Origin of the sequence: Shewanella violacea DSS12 (genome assembly GCF_000091325.1) — a bacterium.
GTDB classification, from domain to species: Bacteria; Pseudomonadota; Gammaproteobacteria; order Enterobacterales; family Shewanellaceae; genus Shewanella; species Shewanella violacea.
Map to the genome: position 1 here is coordinate 1,377,796 of NC_014012.1, position 19,191 is coordinate 1,396,986.

General features: G+C 42.8%; 18 protein-coding genes and 1 pseudogene. 12 read left to right on the plus strand and 7 right to left on the minus strand.

Annotation, left to right across the window (positions count from 1 at the left end; genetic code table 11):
* The first annotated feature begins 7 nt into the window (after positions 1-7).
* A complete protein-coding gene (locus SVI_RS05510; protein ID WP_013050462.1) occupies positions 8-1,360 on the plus strand; it encodes an amidohydrolase in 1,353 nt (450 codons plus the stop codon).
* On the opposite strand, the gene SVI_RS05515 is transcribed toward SVI_RS05510, so the two are convergent.
* Entirely contained in the window at positions 1,335-1,769 is a 435-nt protein-coding gene (locus SVI_RS05515) for a carboxymuconolactone decarboxylase family protein (RefSeq protein WP_013050463.1), read from the minus strand. The genes SVI_RS05510 and SVI_RS05515 overlap by 26 nt on opposite strands.
* 145 nt (positions 1,770-1,914) lie before the next feature.
* Between SVI_RS05515 and SVI_RS05520 the strand changes: the two genes are divergently transcribed.
* Together SVI_RS05520 and SVI_RS20675 are read left to right on the plus strand one after the other, a co-directional pair.
* Complete coding sequence (locus SVI_RS05520; protein ID WP_013050464.1) at positions 1,915-2,814, plus strand: LysR family transcriptional regulator; 900 nt, start codon at positions 1,915-1,917, stop codon at positions 2,812-2,814.
* A 122-nt stretch (positions 2,815-2,936) separates the two neighbouring features.
* Complete coding sequence (locus SVI_RS20675) at positions 2,937-4,142, plus strand: tetratricopeptide repeat protein (RefSeq protein ID WP_013050465.1); 1,206 nt, start codon at positions 2,937-2,939, stop codon at positions 4,140-4,142.
* A gap of 18 nt (positions 4,143-4,160) precedes the next feature.
* Here SVI_RS20675 and SVI_RS21840 read toward each other — a convergent pair whose 3' ends face one another.
* Positions 4,161-4,412 (minus strand): Zn-ribbon motif protein, encoded by a 252-nt coding sequence (locus tag SVI_RS21840; protein WP_041419723.1) that lies wholly within the window; start codon positions 4,410-4,412, stop codon positions 4,161-4,163.
* A 198-nt stretch (positions 4,413-4,610) separates the two neighbouring features.
* Between SVI_RS21840 and SVI_RS05535 the strand changes: the two genes are divergently transcribed.
* The 4 genes from SVI_RS05535 (at position 4,611) to SVI_RS05550 (ending at position 9,027) form a co-directional block, all read left to right on the plus strand.
* A complete protein-coding gene (locus SVI_RS05535) occupies positions 4,611-4,877 on the plus strand; it encodes a hypothetical protein (protein WP_013050467.1) in 267 nt (88 codons plus the stop codon).
* A gap of 142 nt (positions 4,878-5,019) precedes the next feature.
* Entirely contained in the window at positions 5,020-7,326 is a 2,307-nt protein-coding gene (locus tag SVI_RS05540; protein WP_041419724.1) for a penicillin acylase family protein, read from the plus strand.
* A 380-nt stretch (positions 7,327-7,706) separates the two neighbouring features.
* The gene (locus SVI_RS05545; RefSeq protein ID WP_013050469.1) at positions 7,707-8,264 is read left to right on the plus strand and encodes a hypothetical protein; all 558 of its coding nucleotides are present in this window, start codon (positions 7,707-7,709) and stop codon (positions 8,262-8,264) included.
* 331 nt (positions 8,265-8,595) lie between these two features.
* A complete protein-coding gene (locus SVI_RS05550; protein ID WP_013050470.1) occupies positions 8,596-9,027 on the plus strand; it encodes a GNAT family N-acetyltransferase in 432 nt (143 codons plus the stop codon).
* Between the two features lie 358 nt (positions 9,028-9,385).
* On the opposite strand, the gene SVI_RS05560 is transcribed toward SVI_RS05550, so the two are convergent.
* Positions 9,386-9,592 carry a cold-shock protein gene (locus SVI_RS05560; protein WP_013050472.1) on the minus strand — a complete coding sequence of 69 codons (207 nt, stop codon included), beginning with the start codon at positions 9,590-9,592 and terminating at the stop codon, positions 9,386-9,388.
* Positions 9,593-10,262: 670 nt separating this feature from the next.
* Here SVI_RS05560 and SVI_RS05565 point away from each other — a divergent pair.
* Both SVI_RS05565 and SVI_RS05570 read left to right on the plus strand, forming a co-directional pair.
* Positions 10,263-10,484 carry a cold shock domain-containing protein gene (locus SVI_RS05565; protein WP_013050473.1) on the plus strand — a complete coding sequence of 74 codons (222 nt, stop codon included), beginning with the start codon at positions 10,263-10,265 and terminating at the stop codon, positions 10,482-10,484.
* Positions 10,485-10,846: 362 nt separating this feature from the next.
* Positions 10,847-11,827 carry a transposase gene (locus SVI_RS05570; RefSeq protein WP_013050474.1) on the plus strand — a complete coding sequence of 327 codons (981 nt, stop codon included), beginning with the start codon at positions 10,847-10,849 and terminating at the stop codon, positions 11,825-11,827.
* Between the two features lie 238 nt (positions 11,828-12,065).
* Here SVI_RS05570 and SVI_RS05575 read toward each other — a convergent pair whose 3' ends face one another.
* Complete coding sequence (locus tag SVI_RS05575) at positions 12,066-12,638, minus strand: hypothetical protein (RefSeq protein ID WP_013050475.1); 573 nt, start codon at positions 12,636-12,638, stop codon at positions 12,066-12,068.
* A 136-nt stretch (positions 12,639-12,774) separates the two neighbouring features.
* Positions 12,775-13,128, minus strand: a complete 354-nt coding sequence (locus SVI_RS05580) for a hypothetical protein (RefSeq protein WP_013050476.1) — start codon at positions 13,126-13,128, stop codon at positions 12,775-12,777.
* A gap of 376 nt (positions 13,129-13,504) precedes the next feature.
* Between SVI_RS05580 and SVI_RS21975 the strand changes: the two genes are divergently transcribed.
* The 3 genes and pseudogenes from SVI_RS21975 to SVI_RS05590 all read left to right on the plus strand — a co-directional run bounded on the left by SVI_RS21975 (position 13,505) and on the right by SVI_RS05590 (position 15,566).
* Positions 13,505-14,032: a tyrosine-type recombinase/integrase gene (locus SVI_RS21975; protein WP_013050477.1), complete on the plus strand. Its 528-nt coding sequence runs from the start codon at positions 13,505-13,507 to the stop codon at positions 14,030-14,032.
* Between the two features lie 16 nt (positions 14,033-14,048).
* Positions 14,049-14,444, plus strand: coding sequence for a tyrosine-type recombinase/integrase (locus SVI_RS21980; RefSeq protein ID WP_269453341.1), 396 nt, complete (start codon positions 14,049-14,051; stop codon positions 14,442-14,444).
* Positions 14,441-15,566 (plus strand): annotated as a pseudogene (locus SVI_RS05590) (IS91 family transposase). The gene SVI_RS21980 and the pseudogene SVI_RS05590 overlap by 4 nt, the downstream one beginning before the upstream one ends.
* 268 nt (positions 15,567-15,834) lie before the next feature.
* Here SVI_RS05590 and SVI_RS05595 read toward each other — a convergent pair.
* Positions 15,835-16,926 carry a S1 family peptidase gene (locus tag SVI_RS05595; RefSeq protein WP_013050480.1) on the minus strand — a complete coding sequence of 364 codons (1,092 nt, stop codon included), beginning with the start codon at positions 16,924-16,926 and terminating at the stop codon, positions 15,835-15,837.
* Between the two features lie 529 nt (positions 16,927-17,455).
* A complete protein-coding gene (pfaD, locus tag SVI_RS05600) occupies positions 17,456-19,084 on the minus strand; it encodes an eicosapentaenoate synthase subunit PfaD (protein ID WP_041419725.1) in 1,629 nt (542 codons plus the stop codon).
* Between the last annotated feature and the right edge of the window lie 107 nt (positions 19,085-19,191).

The window sequence follows — 19,191 nt, forward strand, 5'->3', positions numbered from 1 at the left end:
GCAGCCGATGAAACTCACTAAAATATGCCTGTCACTGGCCTTGGTATTTATGATGACGAGCCCGCTAGCGGTTCATGCAAACAGCCTTGACTCATCATTAGCACTATCTGTCAGCAAAGCCCTGCCTAAACTCGAGAAGCTTTATTTGCATCTGCATCAACATCCTGAGCTTTCTTATCAAGAGAAGGCGACGGGGAAGAGGATGGCGAAGGAGCTTTTAGCGCTGGGTTTTGAGGTGACGGATAATTACGGCGGTTATGGCGTGGTAGGTATATTTAAAAATGGCGATGGCCCCACTGTGATGATCCGTGCCGATATCGATGGCTTGCCAATCATAGAGCAGACCGGAAAACCTTATGCATCCATAGTGACCACAACAGATGCCGAGCATCAATCGGTTGGCATCATGCATGGCTGTGGCCATGATATTCATATGACCAGTTTAATCGGCACTGCTGAGCAGCTGGTGAAGCATAAGAGTGATTGGCAGGGTACCTTGATGATGGTGGCACAACCTGCAGAAGAGGTAGGCGGCGGCGCCAAAGCCATGTTAGCACAAGGTTTATTCACTGAATTTCCAACACCTGACTATGTTCTCGGTCTGCATGTCAGTGCATCGCTTCCTGCGGGGAAAGTGGCCATAGCGCCGGGTTATGCTTTGGCTAATGTCGACTCGGTGGATATCACCATTAAAGGCAAGGGAGGCCATGGCGCCTATCCCCATATGACTATCGACCCTGTGGTGCTTGCGGCCCGCACTGTGATGGCGCTGCAGACCATAGCGAGTCGAGAAATCTCACCCCTTGAGCCAAATGTGATCACTGTGGGTTCTATTCATGGGGGCGCTAAGCACAACATTATATCCAATGAAGTGAAACTTCAGCTCACCCTAAGATCTTATAACCCGCAAGTTCGTCAGCAACAGATTGCAGCCATTAAGCGCATGACCAAAGGCATAGCCATGAGTGCAGGCCTGCCCGATAGTTTAATGCCTGTGGTCTATGTTCATCAAGATGAGACGATACCTTCTACTTACAATAACCCTCAATTAGCCAGCTCAGTTCAAGCCAGTATCGAGGGCGAAATAGGTAAGGCTAATGTGGTTAAATCTGAGCCTGTGATGGCAGGTGAAGATTTTGGCCTCTATGGCCTCACTCCCCAGAAGCGTCCCATCACCATCTTCTGGCTTGGCGCCGTAGAGCCTAAACTGTATCAAGCCAGTAAGGTGTCCGGGGAACGTTTGCCATCACTTCACTCAAGCAAGTTTGCCCCCGACTACCCTTTGACTATCAGCACAGGCGTAAGAGCCATGAGCCGAAGTGCCATGGATCTGTTTAATGCTTCATCTTGGTCGCGATAGCAAAACGGTTCCAGGCGTTGATCATTATGACCTGCATTATCACTTGAGCTATCTGATCTTCACCTAATAACTCGAGACCGGCTTGATACGTGCTGTCGGTTAGACCCGCTTGTGAAACGTGGGTGAGTTCATCGGTGAGGGCGAGTACCGCCCGCTCAGTAGCATCAAACAGGGGAGATTCTTTCCAGGCCGATACAGCAAATAACTTCTGTGGTGATATGCCAGCTTTCAAAGCCTCTTGTGTATGCATTTGAATGCAATAAGCGCACTGATTAATCATGGATGCGCGGATCTTGATTAGCTCTTTTAGTGTTGACGATAGTTTAGTTTCTGCTAGATAATTTTCGACAGACATCATGGCAGTTAATGCGGCTGGCTGTGTTTTTGCTATATCGATACGTTTTGTCATCTTTTGTCCTTTATTGAGGTTTAAATCGGCTTTATTGGGATGACATAATTGTGCATAATTCTAACTATTAACTGAATACACGTATAAACTTAAACAGCTTTGCGTAAAACGCAAAGCTGATTTTGGAGATACTGAGGCATAGGAAATGTTAGAACAGATTAAGGTGTTTCATCAGGTTGTGGATTCGGGAAGTTTTTCTCAGGCTGCTCAGGTCTTGCATATGGCACCATCTTCAATCGCCCGCAATATCGATAGTCTTGAAGCTCAGCTTAAAACAACACTATTTAAGCGGAGTACTCGTCAGCTAATCTTAACCGAAGAGGGGAGTTATTTTTACAAACAGTCAGGCAAGTTAGTTGAAGATGCCGATATCTTGCTGGCTGAGATGCGGGGGGCCCAAGATACTCCCCAAGGCTTGTTAAGGATCTCTGTGTTCGAAAGCTTTGGCAACCTATGTCTGGCGCCGATTATTCCTGAGTTTTTGCAGATGTACCCAGATGTGCAAGTTGATTTAGACCTAGACAATAAGCTGGTGGATCTTCATAGCGATAATGTGGATCTGGCCATTCGTATCGGTGTTCCCCAAGATAGTGGTTTAAAGGCTAGGAAATTACTGGAAAATCGTACCTTGTTAACGGCATCACCTATCTATGTAGAGCAGCATAAAACGATCACACAGCCCAGTGATCTAGGTGAGCATAACTGCTTACTCATCAGCCAAGAGAGGCAGAGGAATCATTGGTATTTCAACAAGGGGAAAAGCAAGCGAAAGGTCTCTGTTACGGGCAATTTGATATCTAAAGGAGGCTCCCCCTTGCTAATCGCGGCACTCAAAGGTTGCGGTGTACTCCTGTTATCTGAGTGGATGGTAAAACCTTACCTTGAGAGTAAAGACCTAGTAGCCATTTTGCCTGATTGGACGGTAAATCATAGGGAGAATGGTAGTGGTGAAATTTATGCTATTTACAAAGATGCTCAATATCCTAAGCCGCATATCAGAGCATTTTTAGACTTTATGGTTAATAAATTAACAAGGGTGCGTTAATTGACCTAGTGGCTTGTATGTGTATATCTTATTAGCTGACAGTTTCTCATTCTATGGTTTGCGATGGCTTCAATTACTAATAGATTATTGTTTATCGCCAAAGATTAGATAAAGGAATATTAATGGTTGCCAATGTAAGTTTATCCAAGTTAATCAAGCGGCATTTTTATGTTTTATTCACTTTATTCCTTACTTTAGTTATTGGATTTATTTATATATATATGCAGAACAGCAAAAAATCATCTTTAGAGGCTGGCTCTATCTTGGTTCTGCCGGTGAAAGCTACAGCGAAAACAGCAGTGGAATCTGTAGATACTCAATGGAGTGTTTATGGTGAAATGGACAAATTAATCCATCGACTGGGATCTTCTGAGCGGTATATTGTGCTACAAGCTGAAGATGTTATTGAGATAATGAATCGAGCTTCAGTTTCAAAGGATGATTTAACTATTGAGGATATGCAGACAATCTTTGAGGTTTCAGGTGCATCCCTCATCATAGAGGCAGAGGTGTTTGTCGATTCTGCACGGAGCCAGCTTGCCTATCGTTTACATCAAAAACAGGTTATGGATAGTGGTCACTTAGTAGGCACGGATGTTGAGGAATTGTTTTTACAGCTTTCAAATTTGATAAATCTCAAAACAGGTGCGAATCAAGTAAGTATAAATACCGTTAATGATTCAAGGTTCGTAAACCCGGATATCGTCAGGGCACTGGACTTGTTACAGTCTGGAAAACTAAATGTCGCAAGAACCTATCTGGAACGAGCATCAATGGCTGAACCTGACAATGTCACTGCTAAGCGACTCCTTGCAAACCTATTAACAGAGAACCGAGATTTTATCTTAGCCCATGAGCTATTAACTTTAGCTATTGAGCAAGCAAAGACACAGGGAAATATTGGTGAATTAGCTAGGTTGAGATTATCTTTAGCTAATAACTTTGTTGGTAAAAATGAAGTTGAGCGTGCGTTACCCCTACTTTCGATAGCAAAGCAGGATGCGGCAAAAGAAAAGGATTGGCTTTATTTAGCCTATATTTTTGAGCTTTCTGGTCATGTTAACCAAAGGCTAAATCGATATGCTGCAGCTAGGTATCAATTTAAAAAATCTATTTATTATCATCAAAAAATCAAATGTCCATATGGCCAAGTACAAGGTCAGAATAGTTTGGCAGAGCTTGAGTTTTTGGACCTTAATTACTCCAAAGCCTACCGACTAACAAAATTGTCACTAGACATAATCATTCAAAGAAACCTTCCTGGCTTACGCGGTAAGACGTTAAAATTACAGTCTAAATTTGAGAATAAGCTGCAAAGAATAAGGTGACAAAACCCAGATTAACGTCTATTTAAAGGTTACCTTGCCACCTATCATCTTAAACGCCGGCGTGCCTCGAACTAAAGTATCCCTAGCGAACTCTTGTCCACAATTTGGGCAGGTGCAGGGTATTTTAGTTAAGTCGTCGACGATTCGTTCCTTGAAGCACTTTACTAAAGAGCCTTTGCCACCCTTACGATACTTAAATAGCTGGGTTTTACATTTAGCACAGAAGATATCGACAGTGCGAGTGGGGCCTTTCTTATTGGGTTTTGCCATGTTTGTAGACTTGTTTATTGATAATTTCATTGTTAGAAGCGGCTATTCTAGTCGAGTAAAGCGCTAATACAAAGTGTGCAAAACTTACAATTCTCTTCTACTATTTCTAAGTGCCTTTTTAAGTAGGTTTTTCGTTATATTTTCTTACTTTATATAAGAAAAGGCTAGCTACTCAAATCTAGCGATTAAGGAAGCATTATGCCTAAGTTCTCAACTCTTGATAAAATTAACCGTGTAGCCTTGTTCTTTACCCTTATGCTGTTTCTTATGCTTAGTGGCTGTACTAACTATGATCCCGTTCCGGTTGGAAAGTGTAGTGAGGTGGTTAAGCACGCTAAGAAGGTGCTTGGCAGTATGGCGCCAGATTATAAGAGCTTGATGGCGGATTGTAAGGCGGCGACAGATAGTGAAAGAGGCTGTGTGATGGCGGCGACGAAGAAGGGGGCACTGGCTCAATGCATGTAAGCTTTATGCAAGGCTAAATGCTGCTTCATGTTTGTTTATACATTGCTGGTGCAATTATTCTATTACTGGATTGTTTTAGTTAACATTAGTGTAACTTAGGTTATAATTATCGTCATGATATTGGATATTATGACGATACTTGATGACTAAAATAATAAAAATACTCCTAGTTTCGACCCTCTCTTTGATTTTCATTTTTCTCTCTACAGCCTATTTTGGACTGCATCTGAGTTTACCTAAGTTATCTGGGCAGTTTCGCAGTGGCCATCTATTTGAATCCGTTACCATAGAAAGAGACAGATTAGGGACTGTGATCATTCATGGTCAAAATCGTCAAGATGTGGCTTATGCTCTGGGTTTTGCACACGGACAAGATAGATTTTTTCAGATGGACTTACTTAGACGTAACTCGGCTGGAGAGCTCGCTGAGATCTTCGGTAAAAAGGCGCTTAAGTTAGATAAGTCTCGTCGCTTTCATCAACTAAGAAAGCGTGCCGAAAAGACAGTCGCTAAGATGGACCCCAAACAAAAGCTGCTATTACAGACCTATGCTAATGGTGTTAACGCGGCGGTAGCAGAGCAAAACCTGAGTTCTTTCGAGTATCTGCTCACTGGGACCAGCCCTCAAAAGTGGCAACCCGCGGATAGCTTGCTGGTTATCTTTAGCATGTACCTGGATCTGCAAGGTAACACCCCAAAGCGAGACATGGCTCTGACTCAGATTAAACGCCTTTATGGCGAGCAGATGTTAGCTTTCGTGACACAAAATAGCCCTTATCAGGCGGCGCTAGATTCAAGTATTCTCCCCATAGAAGATATATTAACGCCAGAGCTTGAACCTCAATTGCTAGCGACGGCTCTGATGAGCACTATTGAGGAACCTATTGATATCGGCAGCAATAACTGGGCGGTAACTGGCGCCTTAACCATGAGTGGCCGAGCCATGTTGTCCGACGATATGCATCTGTCGTTTGGGGTACCTATCATCTGGTACCGTGCTCAATTGAATTATCCATCAGCTACAGGTGAGACTATACAAGTGACAGGTGTCTCCTTACCCGGCGCTCCGGCCATTGTTGTGGGCACAAATAACAAGGTCGCCTGGGGATTTACCAATGCCTATATAGATACAGCTGACTGGATAGCAATCGATGAGAACGAGCTGTTAACCACAGAGATAGAAGTAATCAAGCTCCCGGGGTCTTTATCGAGTATCAAATATCCGCTGCTATTATCTAAATTTGGCCCGGTTAAGCGTGTTAACGGACAAGATTATGCGCTTGCTTGGGTGGCACACCAAGATTATGCCGTCGATATGGAACTGCTGGGATTAGAGACAATATCGAATGTGCAAGAGGGATTAGCACTGGCGACGTCATTTGGGATCCCGATACAAAACTTGATGTTAGTCGACAGTAAAGGTAACGCCGCCTGGAAGCCCGCCGGAGCTGTACCCTCCAGGACTAACCCAGCGAATGTGGCGCAATCTCCTGACTCCTTTCAAGGTGTCTTGTGGGGCATAGATGAGACAGAGCTACCACAAGTACTGAATCCTGAGCATGGACGGCTGTGGTCAGCCAACTCTCGTGTTATATCGGCAGAGGAATTCAGCCGCTTTGGCGATGGAGGCTATGCCCTAGGTGCCAGAAGCCAGCAGATCCGTGACCGTTTATTCGAATCTGAGCAGTTTACCGAGCAGGATTTTTATCGATTGCAGTTAGACAACAAGGCTAAATTTCTAACGCCTTGGCATGATTATCTGATTAACCTGCTGTCAGATGAGCCGGTTCGGTTTGCCAAAGATATTCAATTTATCAGGGATTGGCAGGCATGTGCCTGTGCTGATTCTGTTGGCTATACCTTAGTTCGTAGTTTCAGGGCTAAGTTACTCGATGCCAGTTTTGCCCCAATAGAGACAGGTTTAAAACAGATAAACGTTTCTCTATCTCCTATTAAGCGTTATTTGGAACCTGCCATGTGGCAGCTACTGGAAGATGAGCCTAGCTCTTGGCTTCCCGAGCCGTTTTTGAATTGGAATAAGTTTGCCATTCAGGCCTATGCTGACTCGACTCAAGAGTTATTAGATAAACACAGTGATAACGGCGCCCTAGACTCCCTGAACTGGGGCAAGGTCAATGCCCTCAGAATACAGCATCCCTTCAGTAAACAGATGCCGCTGTTAAGCACCTTGCTGGACATGCCAACAGTGACAGGCTTTGGTGATAGCTTTATGCCTGCGGTGCAAAGGAGTTCTTTTGGTGCATCTCAACGTTTCATCGTGCAACCTGGGCTCGAGTCTCAAGCCATCATGGTGATACCTGGCGGTCAGTCAGGTCATCCCTTATCCGATTATTATCGTGCAGGCTTCGATGAATATGCTAACCATGAGTCAACGCCTCTGCTGCCTGGTAATATCTTGCATAAGATAACTATTCAAGCAGTCAATTAAACGTAAAAGAGGTACGTAAACCAAGAGGAGCCTCTCTCTTGGTTTTCTGCCTGTGTGCACTTCACTATTGATTGGTCTTTTCTTTTACTAGTTTGTTTGTTGTTGTTTCAGGTCATTTACAAACTATTAGCTAGATGTCTTAATACTCATTAAGTAGTAGTTTATTTTTGTGGGGTGGGTTTGGCTTATTTCGCTTCAGCTTGAGGTTTGTTTGGAGTTAGCACCTCTTGATTATTTGTTTTGCGGATTTATTCACTGAGCACTGGGCTTTAATTAGAGTTATATGTTGAAGGTGCTTATTTGTAAGCGAGTGAAATATCTAAAGTCTTTGCCTATAACTCTGATATGCTGCGATACAAATAATTACAAGGGGCATTTTAATGACACTTTTCAGAGTTACAGGACTAGCCTTGATTGCTATATTCTTGAACGGATGTCAGGAAGATGTGACCTTTCAATTAGATACCGTCACAGAAGTAAAAGCTAAACCGGCAACGAGTGTAAAAGAGGTGGCCGGAATGAATGGAGTTGAAAAGAAAGACTCTGCTTGTTATCTCAGGGTCTATGCTGTTAACCATCTGGATTATGGCATTAAAGTCGGACCAAAAATAAAAGTGAATATTCATGGTGTGGAATACACCTTTCAAATTGACTCCTGGGGAGACGATTGGGAATATCTTGTAGCAGGCCAAGAAGGTGAAAAGGGCGAAGAGTATAGGCAAAAACTCTGCTTCAAAGAAATTGAAGAAACTCCTGTGAATTGCCCCGATTTCGCTCAAGCGATTCGAAATCAAGACTATCAGTTAGAGCTTAATAGATGTGAGAAAATAGACCAATCCCCGGCAAGCTGCAACATGGTGATAGGTGTCGCGCAAGGAGGACTCCACTTCAGGGCCATTGCAGCCAATGAGCTAGATACTTCCCAGTTAGCGGGTTGAGCCGAATTTTTATTGCTATCAAACGTCTACGGCTAACCGTCAGCTGTTGATTCTCCTGGTTAGGATCTAACCTGAAAAATACCCCAATATCTAAATTCTCGTTTGTCCCTGCCACCATGCTTGTTGATTCAATGAAACCATACTGATAAGTTACTAAAATGGTAAGTTTACGTGAGCATGCATTATTATTTATTGTTCAAGATAGTTGCTTTCAATATCTATAATATTTGATTCAATCACTATTTAACTATGGGTGGTCTAGTTAATCTAGTTGGCTATAATGCGGCAAGCTGCGCGCCATATAAAGCGTTATAAAGCTCAAGGAGGGCATGTGAGACCGATAGAGTTAAGTGATAATAAATCCTATCTTGATGTTAGAAAAATCCATCTATTTCTTTGTAATGAAAGCACTTGGGCAAAAAATATAAGCTACCAGCTTGTCTGCAAATCTATTGAAAACTCAATATGTATTGGTGCATATATAGATAAAAATCAAATTGGTTTTAGTCGCATCATCACAGACCATGCAACTTTTGCTAATTTGGTGGATGTTATTGTGTGGCCAAAATTTCGTGGGCAAGGTGTTTCAAAGCTACTTATGGAAGCCGTTTTAAATCACGAGAGTGTTAAAAGTGTAAGGCGTTTTACTCTTGCTACATCTAATGCTCATGGTTTGTATGATCAATTTGGTTTTTCATCATTAAGTAAACCTGATGCATTCATGGAAATTTATAAGCCAAATATCTATCAAACAGCGTTATAGCAATTTCTTAAGCAGGGATTAAATGCAGTTGCTGAATTCTGCTTCATCGCTTATTTTAACCAACTATTTTTAGCCTCTAATGAGGTGCTAGGTTTACAGGGGAAATGGATGCTGAAAGGGTTCACGTTTGTATCGGCTTGACTGTTGGCTTTTTATTGTGCGTTTGGCTTCTCTCTTACCTAGTATGGTGCAAGATAAAACGGTATTTCAGCCGGAATCGATTTTTATGGAAAAGGTTGAAGCGGAAGCTGACTCAGAAAACGCCGTATTAAACGGCGATATTCAGTTGGCTATAATCGGCGAAGCGAATAAGCCAACTGTAAATTATCCGATTGAATAACTTATTGTGTGCTAATGACTAAACAGCGACAACTTTATTAGCGCAAGGTCCTTTTTGACCTTGACCAACTTCATATTCAACTGCTTGACCGTCATTTAGTGTTGCGTAATCGCCACCACTTTGAATCTCTGAATGGTGAACAAAAAGATCTTTGCTGCCATCTTCTGGTGTAATAAATCCGAAACCTTTATCAGCATTGAACCACTTTACTGTACCTTTACTCATATAATTCTCTTTGGTTAAAAATGTTAATTGATCGCAATATTTTGCCTATGTAGTATAACTGCCAAACATGAAATACACGAGTTTTGATGACTCGTACATAGACAAAATAACTCCCTTTGAGGTGCTAGCCTCCAAAATAACATGGCCACCCATAATTATTGATTATTTTTAGAGCTGACTAAGCTTAAATTCTCTCTATAGGATTGAGGCCTTCTTTTTTCGAGACAGCCAGTAGAACAACCAAGTAACAACTAAGAACAACCAAGACACCCTAGATTGTCACTCATAACAGACTGTTTGAGTATCGTTTGGTGTGTAAGTGTGCGGATTGAAAAATCGAGGATCGTATCTAGATGGGCTATCTTGCTTAGAATAATAATGGATGTCCTGGTTGTTTGCCCCTTACATAAGCTGAATAAAATCAGCTTATGTAAGGGAGTTAATGGGACCGATATAAAGCAGATATTTTATTTTTTATAGTTGAGATACTGCCCCTTTGAACAGTGCCGTGATACGTGTAGTTCACGTATGATCATTCCATTGATTTAGCAAGTCGATGACCTTTGTTCGTTATTAATTTCTCGACGTTGTGGCAACAAAACTGGATGGATTAGATAGCGATTCAAGTTTTATATTAAGGTCATCGAATTAAGATGGAAGGATTCTAAGCATGATGAAAGGAACGGTTAAGTGGTTTAACAACACCAAAGGCTTTGGGTTTATCTGTCCAGGTGCTGGTGGTGAGGATGTATTTGCCCACTATTCAGCTATACAGATGGAAGGTTACCGGACTCTGGTGGCGGGTCAAACTGTCGAATATAAGGTAGAAGCTGGTCCTAAAGGCATGCATGCATTGGCTATAACACCAGCTGATGAGATGTCAGTGAATTAGGTTTAAATGGATACGATTTAACAGTAAAACCCATAAATAGGCATTCAAGGGTAGGAGCTATAAAGTCGAGTGCTGGCTTTAATCATAAATTCGAATCTCTGTTGTAAACTACAAGCATTAAAACAGTATCATCAACTATTTTTCTCGTTAAGTTCACTCCTTAACGAGATTTTTTCTGTGAAGGCTCCAGAACGGCATTAGACAATCTGTAGTACATATCTCTCTAAAACTGATACTTCTCCTTTACTTTGATGAAATGCATATTTTTTTATTCAAAATCGAATAACATGGCCACCCATAATTATTGATGGATAATTCAGCTCTGACTAAGCTTAAGTTCTCTCTGTAGGATTGAGGTTGCTATGGCCAGACCAAGAAGCACATTGATGAGCATTGAAGACACGCCTTTCTACCACTGTATTTCTAGATGTATTCGCATGGCGTGGCTTACGGGAGTCGATAGATACTCAGGCAAGTCATACGAGCATCGGCGTGAATGGGTTGAGTCTAGGATACTTGAACTAGCTCAAATTTTTGCGATAGATGTGGCGGCTTATGCTGTTATGTCTAACCACCTGCATTTAGTGCTTAGGGTTGATATTTTTGAGGCTAATAGCTGGACAGATAAAGAAGTGGTAGCGCATTGGCATCAGCTGTTTAAAGGGACTGAAATTACGCAGAAGTTTGCTAAGGGGGAGTTAGTTGAAAGCTTTGAAGTTAAACCCTTAAAGCATTCAATTGCTCAATACCGAAGTCGATTAAGTGATATATCTTGGTTTATGCGCTGCCTCAATGAACCCATTGCGAGACAGGCGAACAAGGAAGATAACTGTACAGGGAGATTTTGGGAGGGGAGGTTCAAGTCCCAAGCCTTACTGGATGAGGCCGCTGTTCTGGCCTGCATGGCTTATGTAGACCTCAATCCAATCCGCGCCAAGATGGCCGCAACACCTGAAACCTCAGACTTCACCAGCATTCAGCGACGTATAACTGCAGCTTGTAATGGAGAGCAACCTAAGTCACTACTGCCATTTGTGGGTAATGAACGCAAGGATATGCCAAAAGGACTGATGTTCAGTGCTAAAGATTACTTACAACTGGTTGATGATACTGGGCGTATTATTAGAGACGACAAGCGTGGTGCCATTAGCCAGACATCACAACTGATACTCGATAGACTCAACATTCCTCAAGCGAATTGGCTAAAACTCACCACTGAATTCAGCCGACTATTTAAAGGTCCAGTAGGAACCCTTCAAGAGTTAGATGCCTACTGCGAACACTTAGATAGAAAGCGCCGGCAAGGGGCGGCTAACTGTCATCGATGGCTAGATAGCGCCTAGTTACACATCTATTTTAATGGAAATGGCAAACCGAACTTAAGTTCGGCATTCTTGCTGCGTGTTTCTCGGATTTTGGACTGATATTGAGGCATCTAGAGCCATAAACCTCAGCTGGAGCTACTTAAGACGTAAATCATGTTGAGTTAGTGAGAGTGAGGCTGGAATTTTATAGCTTCGAGTTGGATAAATTAAGAATGGGTGGCTAGGTTAATTCTAGGTTAATTGAGGTTAATTTTCGCTAGGTTAATTTTCCGCAAACACCAGCCTTTTGTAAGAAGTCGGCTCCAATTAAATAAGGACGATGATAGCCTGATTTAGCATTCTCGATATTACTAGCTTCTACTAGCATTAGGCATTTTTCAATTGGATGTTCACCACGCTTATACAATAAATCTGCGTGAGCTTCTGCCGTGCAATCTAAAATAGTTCCATCGGAGAGTGTTAACCATACATGAGCCTTGATTGGGTTATTAAAATCAGGGCTATTTAATTCACATTTAATATTTTCATACGACATTTCACAGTAAACATAATCATCCCAATACCTGTCACCTATCGTAATGTAGCTATCTAAATTGAGTTCACTTTTTAGAAAGTGTTGCATATCTAGATGTACGGGAGTGCAATTACTCGCAAGATCTGATGATTGTCGGTAGCCCTTAGAATATAGAACATCTACACAAAGCTGTAACGCTTGTCGCTTCTCTTCATGGCTTAAAGGTTTTGTGAAAGGATAAGGACTAAAACTTAACTCAAGGCCTAACTCTTTTGTTTTTTCAATTGCAGATATAATTCGTTTTTCGTAGTTCAATTTGATAATCCTTTACTCTAGATTCTAACGCCTAATTTCGATGATACTTATAACGCCTTGCCAAGCGGAAAATAATGGTTGGCTATAATCGAGAAACGATGGCCAACTGTTATTTTTAAGCAACTTGTTAGGTTAATTACATCCCAAAAGTTGCCATATGAAGTGACATAAGTGCTCGCTCATCGTCCCAATACGCACAATTTTCAATGGCATTGTCGTAGATGATTTTCATAGTCTTATAGTCAACTCTTAAACCATAAGGCTGTGCCATTAATACATCAGATAAAAGCTTTGGAAAAGTATAATCGAACTCTTCCATATCTATAGGTAGGTTTGAAATTATCCCTGCATAAGTGTTAAAACCTAAACAACGTGAAACTAGCTCTTTGAGCTTTGTTGGTTTGGGTGAAAACCTAAACGATACTAATGATTGGTCACGAATTGAATTAACGAAAGAGTTAAGTTGGGATTTATTTTGTAAAATATACATATGTTTCTCCTTGCCCGTGAACCCTTTTATAACAGACAAAACAAATGTATTAAATTTGAATGAGTTGTTAGCACTTTGAGTTGGATTCTCCTCCAGCCGTGAAAAGCTGTGCCACCACAGAGCAGTGACAGGAGAAATATAACAGAGGTGACCAACTGCGTCAATTAACCTAACGCCCCAATAAGAGGCTGTTAATAGTTTGCTAAAATGTGAAGCGAAAGCGGAACCGGAACCGAGCAAACTGTTTTTAGTCCCGCTTAATTGGCTTGTTGAACGAAGCCGCTATGCGGCAGAAAGATAAAACTATCTCTATCCTCTCATCCTAAATACTTACTAGTGCAGGTCTTGTTAGGCCATTAATACTAGGAGTATTGTCATGAACACATCCGAACAACAACGCTTTGATTTTCTTTATGAACAACATCTTACCAACTTAACCCTGCAAGGCAAGCGACCCGCAACCATCGACGCATACAGTCGTGCTGTAAGGCGTATTGCAGCATTCTTTGACTGCTGTCCCGATAATCTCACAACCGATGATTTGAAGCGCTATTTTGCTTCTTTAATCGATTCACACTCTTGGAGCACCGTGAAGTTAGACCGTAATGGCTTACAGTTTTTTTATCGTTACGTGCTTAACCACAGCTGGGAGTGGCTCAACATCGTCAAGCCGCCCCAAGTGCAGCGCTTGCCCGATATTCTGACTCCAGCAGAAGTCGCTATCGTGATTAGTCTCACCCGCCAACTGCATTATCAGGTCTGCTTTTTGACCTTGTACAGCATGGGGTTGCGGCTTGGGGAAGCGATTTCATTGCGTGTTGGCGATATCGATTCACAAATGATGCAAGTCCATATTCGTGATGCTAAAGGCGGTAAAGGCCATTTTTTGCTCCTGCAAAAATGACATACATCACATCCATGTGAATAAAAGATTGGTTCCTCTGCCAAAACGTACCTTGCAGGCTTTACGTTATTACTGGAAACCCCATCACCATCCTCGTTATCTGTTTCCTGGAAAAGATGGCAAGCCTGACTCATTGATAGACAAAGGCGGCATTCAAAAAGCGCTAAAGCGGGTGATTGCCGAGTGCAATATTCACAAATCTATCAGCCCTCACAACCTGCGTCATAGCTATGCCACACATCTGCTCGAACAAGGATTAGACTTGCGTTCGGTACAGAGTTTGCTTGGCCATAACAGCCTTAACACTACCGCTCGTTACACCAGACTGACCCAAATTACTCGTAAAAACACCGTCGAAGCGATTAACCAACTTGCAGATTGCTTGGTGTTGAAATGGGAGTGTGGCGCATGAAGCTCGTCGACATTTTACGTCACCATCTTGATGCGTTTAATCAAGCGTATCAATCACAGCTCACTACTACGATGCGCCAAGCCATCAACTCCATGCTCAGTTGCCGCACTAATACTGAGCGAACCAGTCAGTGGGCTTGCCAGTATATGCACTCATACCGCAGACTTTCCGCTTTCATGCGGCCATCGCAGTTGCCCACAATGTCAGCACTACACCACGCAAGATTGGCTCGCTAAACAGCAAGCTAAACTACTCCCTGTTGAATACTATATGGTCACTTTTACTTTGCCTTTTGAGCTTCGTATCATTGCAAAACATCAACCAGAGTCGATGTACCAAGCCATGTTCTCGGTGGCAGCCAGTGTGCTTAAAGACTTTGCGGCGCGTTCAAATAAACTGGGCGGTGACATTGGCTTTACGGGCGTATTGCATACCCATAACAGGCGGCGTGATTTTCATCCCCACATCCACTTCATAATCCCTGCAGGCAGCTTTAACAAAGACAAAAAACAGTGGCGCAAGAGCAAAGGCAAGTACCTGTTCAACGCCTTCAACCTTGCCACAGTGTGGCGAGCACGGTTACTAGAACACCTGACACATAAACTGGATATCCAACTACCAGCATCAGTTCCCAACAAATGGGTCGTTGACTGTCTGCATGTCGGCAAAGGGCTACCTGCGCTGACTTTTTGTAATAAGAGGCTGTCACGTTATCTCTACCGTGGCGTATTACTTGACAAGAATATCATCAGCGACATCGATGGCCACATCAGCTTCGACTATCTAGACAGTCAAACTCAGACAAATAAAGTGCGCACATTACCCACAGTGAAGTTTCTATGGTTAGTGCTGCAACACGTGTTACCCAAAGGATTGCGACGGGTCAGAGATTGTGGATTGTTAAGAGAGAATTGCAGCCAACTTAGACAACAGATCCAGCTCATGCTGGCTGTTGCAGGCGCGGTATTTCCGTTAGTAGCAAAGGTAAAACGAGCTGTAGCGATACGAACTTGCCCCTGCTGCCATCAGCCGATGTGCTTTATGGGGGGTCATGGGAATAAGCATGCACGACCGACAAGTTTTATCATGCAGATAACAAGGGAGCCTAACGCCACTGTTTAAGCAGAAGGCAGATAAAGTTAAGACTTAAGGTACAGAGCAAGTCACAAATGAGGAGGTGTTAAGGTATTAATATTATTGAGCAATTCAATTAGCTAGCAATGCTAAGGGATCGCTGTGACTAGTTAAAAGTGTCACTTAAGATAATCCACCAAAACCAGCGTGAACTCTCGCGCCACTATTTACTATATAAAGGTATCGCTTCTAGTAAGCTGGGGCTTGTTCAACACTTGGGATAAGGACGCGGCTGCGCGCGGCCTATCCTTATACGTTAGGCTTTGTCTCGAATTTGCCAAGAATTTCTTTTTGTTGATAGCTCGTGATAGTCGGATTTCATAAAAAAGTCACGCACCGCTTCAGCAGCGGTTACCAATAACGTTGCAGGTGGATTGTCAGATGGCTGAGTAAACAAAAGGTTATCTTTAGACATTGATTCATCTATATGTATTGGTGTGACCGAATTAAATATTTCGTAAGCAGGGTGAAGTAGCTCCTGATCGTCACATATAAATTCCATAAAGACATCTCTATCATCATCGTATACATATACACATGCATTAAAAAGTCGTGAGTTCAAGCGCCCCAATGATTCATTTACCATTTTAACTTCAATCAAAGAGTCTTGGTCTCTGTAGATTCCGTATTTTTGTAGATTAAAATCGAAATGTTTAACTGCTAATTCAATAGCTGAGTCAATGGATAATATGCTCATGTATCCAGTTTCAACCAAAGACTCGCCAGTTCCCAAGCTTTCTGTAACAAGACCTAATGCAAACCCTGACTCAGATAGTACGACTCCTCCACTAAAGCCACCACGCGCCATTGTTGAAAGAACAAAATGTACATAGTCAGAATGCCTTACATCAATAACAGCGTTAACTTGTCCACTGGCAACTACCTGATTTGGTGTGTTTGTAAAAGGGATCGGTGGATAACCAATTACTAAAACATTAGCTAAAACAAACTGACTGTCTGTAATTTCGTGTGATGTATGTGAACCAAGTTGTACACTAGGAAAAAAGTCGTTCTCTAAATCAACCTTGAAAACTGAAATATCTTCATTCTCATTTACAAAGGGTCCTTCTATAATATTATGAACTTTAGGTTCAATAATTATGATCTCAGGCTCTTTTTCTTCATCAATAGTTTCTTGGGTTAATTCAATTCTTTTGGTGGTAGCAACTTCAAGAATTTTTTTATTATCAATAACATGCTTGGCTGTTACGAATATTCCATCACCTATATGAAATGCAGAACCAATACCTTCATTCTGTTCATCATCTTCGACCGTTACGTATGCAACAGCTCCCGCATATTGTGCATAAAGCTTTTGTATATCTGTTTTCTTATCTTCGAATGCCATAAATACCTATTTTAAATGCCTAACATTTTAATATACGGCAAGCGTGTTTCGCCAATGCCTCTTGAGAAAGTGTGCGTTATTAAGTGTGAAAAATCATAGTGTAAACATAGTATTATCTTGATTTGTGGCAAGTTGTATCCAATACACCTTCGGATAAAACTCTGTTGCACACTTTGCTTTCCGGTTATCTATGCTGTTCAAGGCTGCACAGTCTTTTTTTACAGGATTATCTTACTGAATTTACACAACTTCGTTACATGCAGCAATGGCAAAGCGTGAATAGTGATATTAATACCACCCAGATCTATACTCATGTATTAGGTCAACATTATGCGGGAACCGTTAGCCCATTAGATGCTTTGTAATAGGCAATTAATCTCCCTAAACAAAAAAGCCCCCAGCACTCTAGATTGAACCTAGAGTGCTGGGGGCTTTTGATTTTTCCTGGCTCTTAAAACAAGCCGCTCAAGGCTGTCTATTTATAAGAGCCGCTCAAGGCTGACTTTTTACTCGCAGCTCGTCGCTGCTTTTAAGCCATTCTCTGAGTTGGCTTCCAGCGTAGTAACTGAGTCGGTAACTTAACCCCTTGTGAAGTCAGGTTGTTTACTCGGTTAAGGTAAGCTGCGCCATACATCAGGTGTTTGGCTATATCGACCGCATTACGGTCCTGGTAGTTATCTAAGTAGCTGCCTTTAGCCCACTGGTTAAAGGCGCCAAGTGCTGGACCTGCCCAGATTTGATAATCCATCTCACGGCCGACTTCGCCTGAGTTTGACCAGCGGCTAGAAAGCCCCAAGTACCAGCGGAAGATGAGTGCCATTTTACGCTTAGGATTGCCCTCGGCGCGCTCGATCTGCTTAGGGTCTCGTTCATTAAAATGTGCCACTGTGCCAGCCCAGATCTCATCAAGAGATGAACGGAACACTTGCTTCTCTAACTTCTCACGCTCATCTTTCGGAATGGCCTCGATAGAGTCATAACGGGTGTAGAGTTCGTAGAGCTTGTTGGCTCGCATAGGGAAAAGCGTGCCACGCTTAACTACTTGTAGCTTGACGCCCATTTCGAACATATCGGCAGCGGGTGCCATGGCTACATCTGCCATTTCAGTGTTCGCCAGCAGCTTGCGAGTGTGTTCACTGGCACCGGCTTCGACACAGGCTTGGTTTACTGAGCCTGTAACGATATAGGCTGCGCCCATGTTGAAGGTAGCGAGAGCCGCATCTGGTGTTCCTACACCGCCGCCACAACCGACGCGAAGAGGCGTGTTGTATTGGTACTTGGCTTGGATCTCTTCTTTCAATGCCAGAATTGTCGGCAGGAGTGTCACTAATGGACGGTTATCAGTATGTCCACCTGAGTCTGCTTCGGCTGTGATGTCATCGCTCATAGGAACCAGTTGTGCTAGCTCCATCTGCTCTGGGGTGATAGAGCCGTCATCGACCAATTTTTGTAGCATCTTGGTCGGGGCTGGCATCATGAACTTCTCAGCGACTTCAGTGCGGCTGACTTTCGCGATAACCTTATTGGCGATAACGATATTGCCATGGCTATCACGGCTAAGGCCTGCTGCGCGGTAGTAGACGATTTGAGGTGTTAGCCCCAAGAATGCTGAGGCTTCAACGGTACGAACCTTATACTTGATAAATAGCTCGACACTGCCACGCTCTAGTGCTGGCTCACTTGGGCTATGAATAAGATTAAACATGTAAGGGCCGTTCGGTAGGGCGGCCTGGATACGATTAATAGCGGCTTCTACGCGGCTTGGAATAAGACCCGCTGCACCAAATGAACATAAGATACCAGCTTTGCCCAAGGCAATGACGAGCTCTTCAGATGAGATGCCGTTGGCCATAGCGCCAGCATAGTAAGCGTATTTCACTCCGTGTACGCGGCGGAAGTTACTGTCACCTAAGCTTTCTGTGCCTAAAGCTGGTGCAAATGCGCTAACTGGGTGTGCATTGCTATTTGCGCCTTGCTCTGAGGCTAAGGCCGCATCTTGTGCGATACCGACACCTTTCTCACTGTGGTTAACCACATAACAGCCACGGCTGAAATCTTTCAGGTGTCGCTCCATGGTATTGACATCGAAACTGAGGTTGGCATCGGTAACCGACCAAGGCCAAGGAGAAAGCTTTTCATTGGTTGTAATAGGATTCATTATTTTTCTAGATTCCTTTAATTTTATCTTTTTAATTCAATGTCGAGCAGCTTTTATAGCTGCTCATCTCTAATTCGTAAGATTTTAATGGCTAAAGAGCTCGCCCT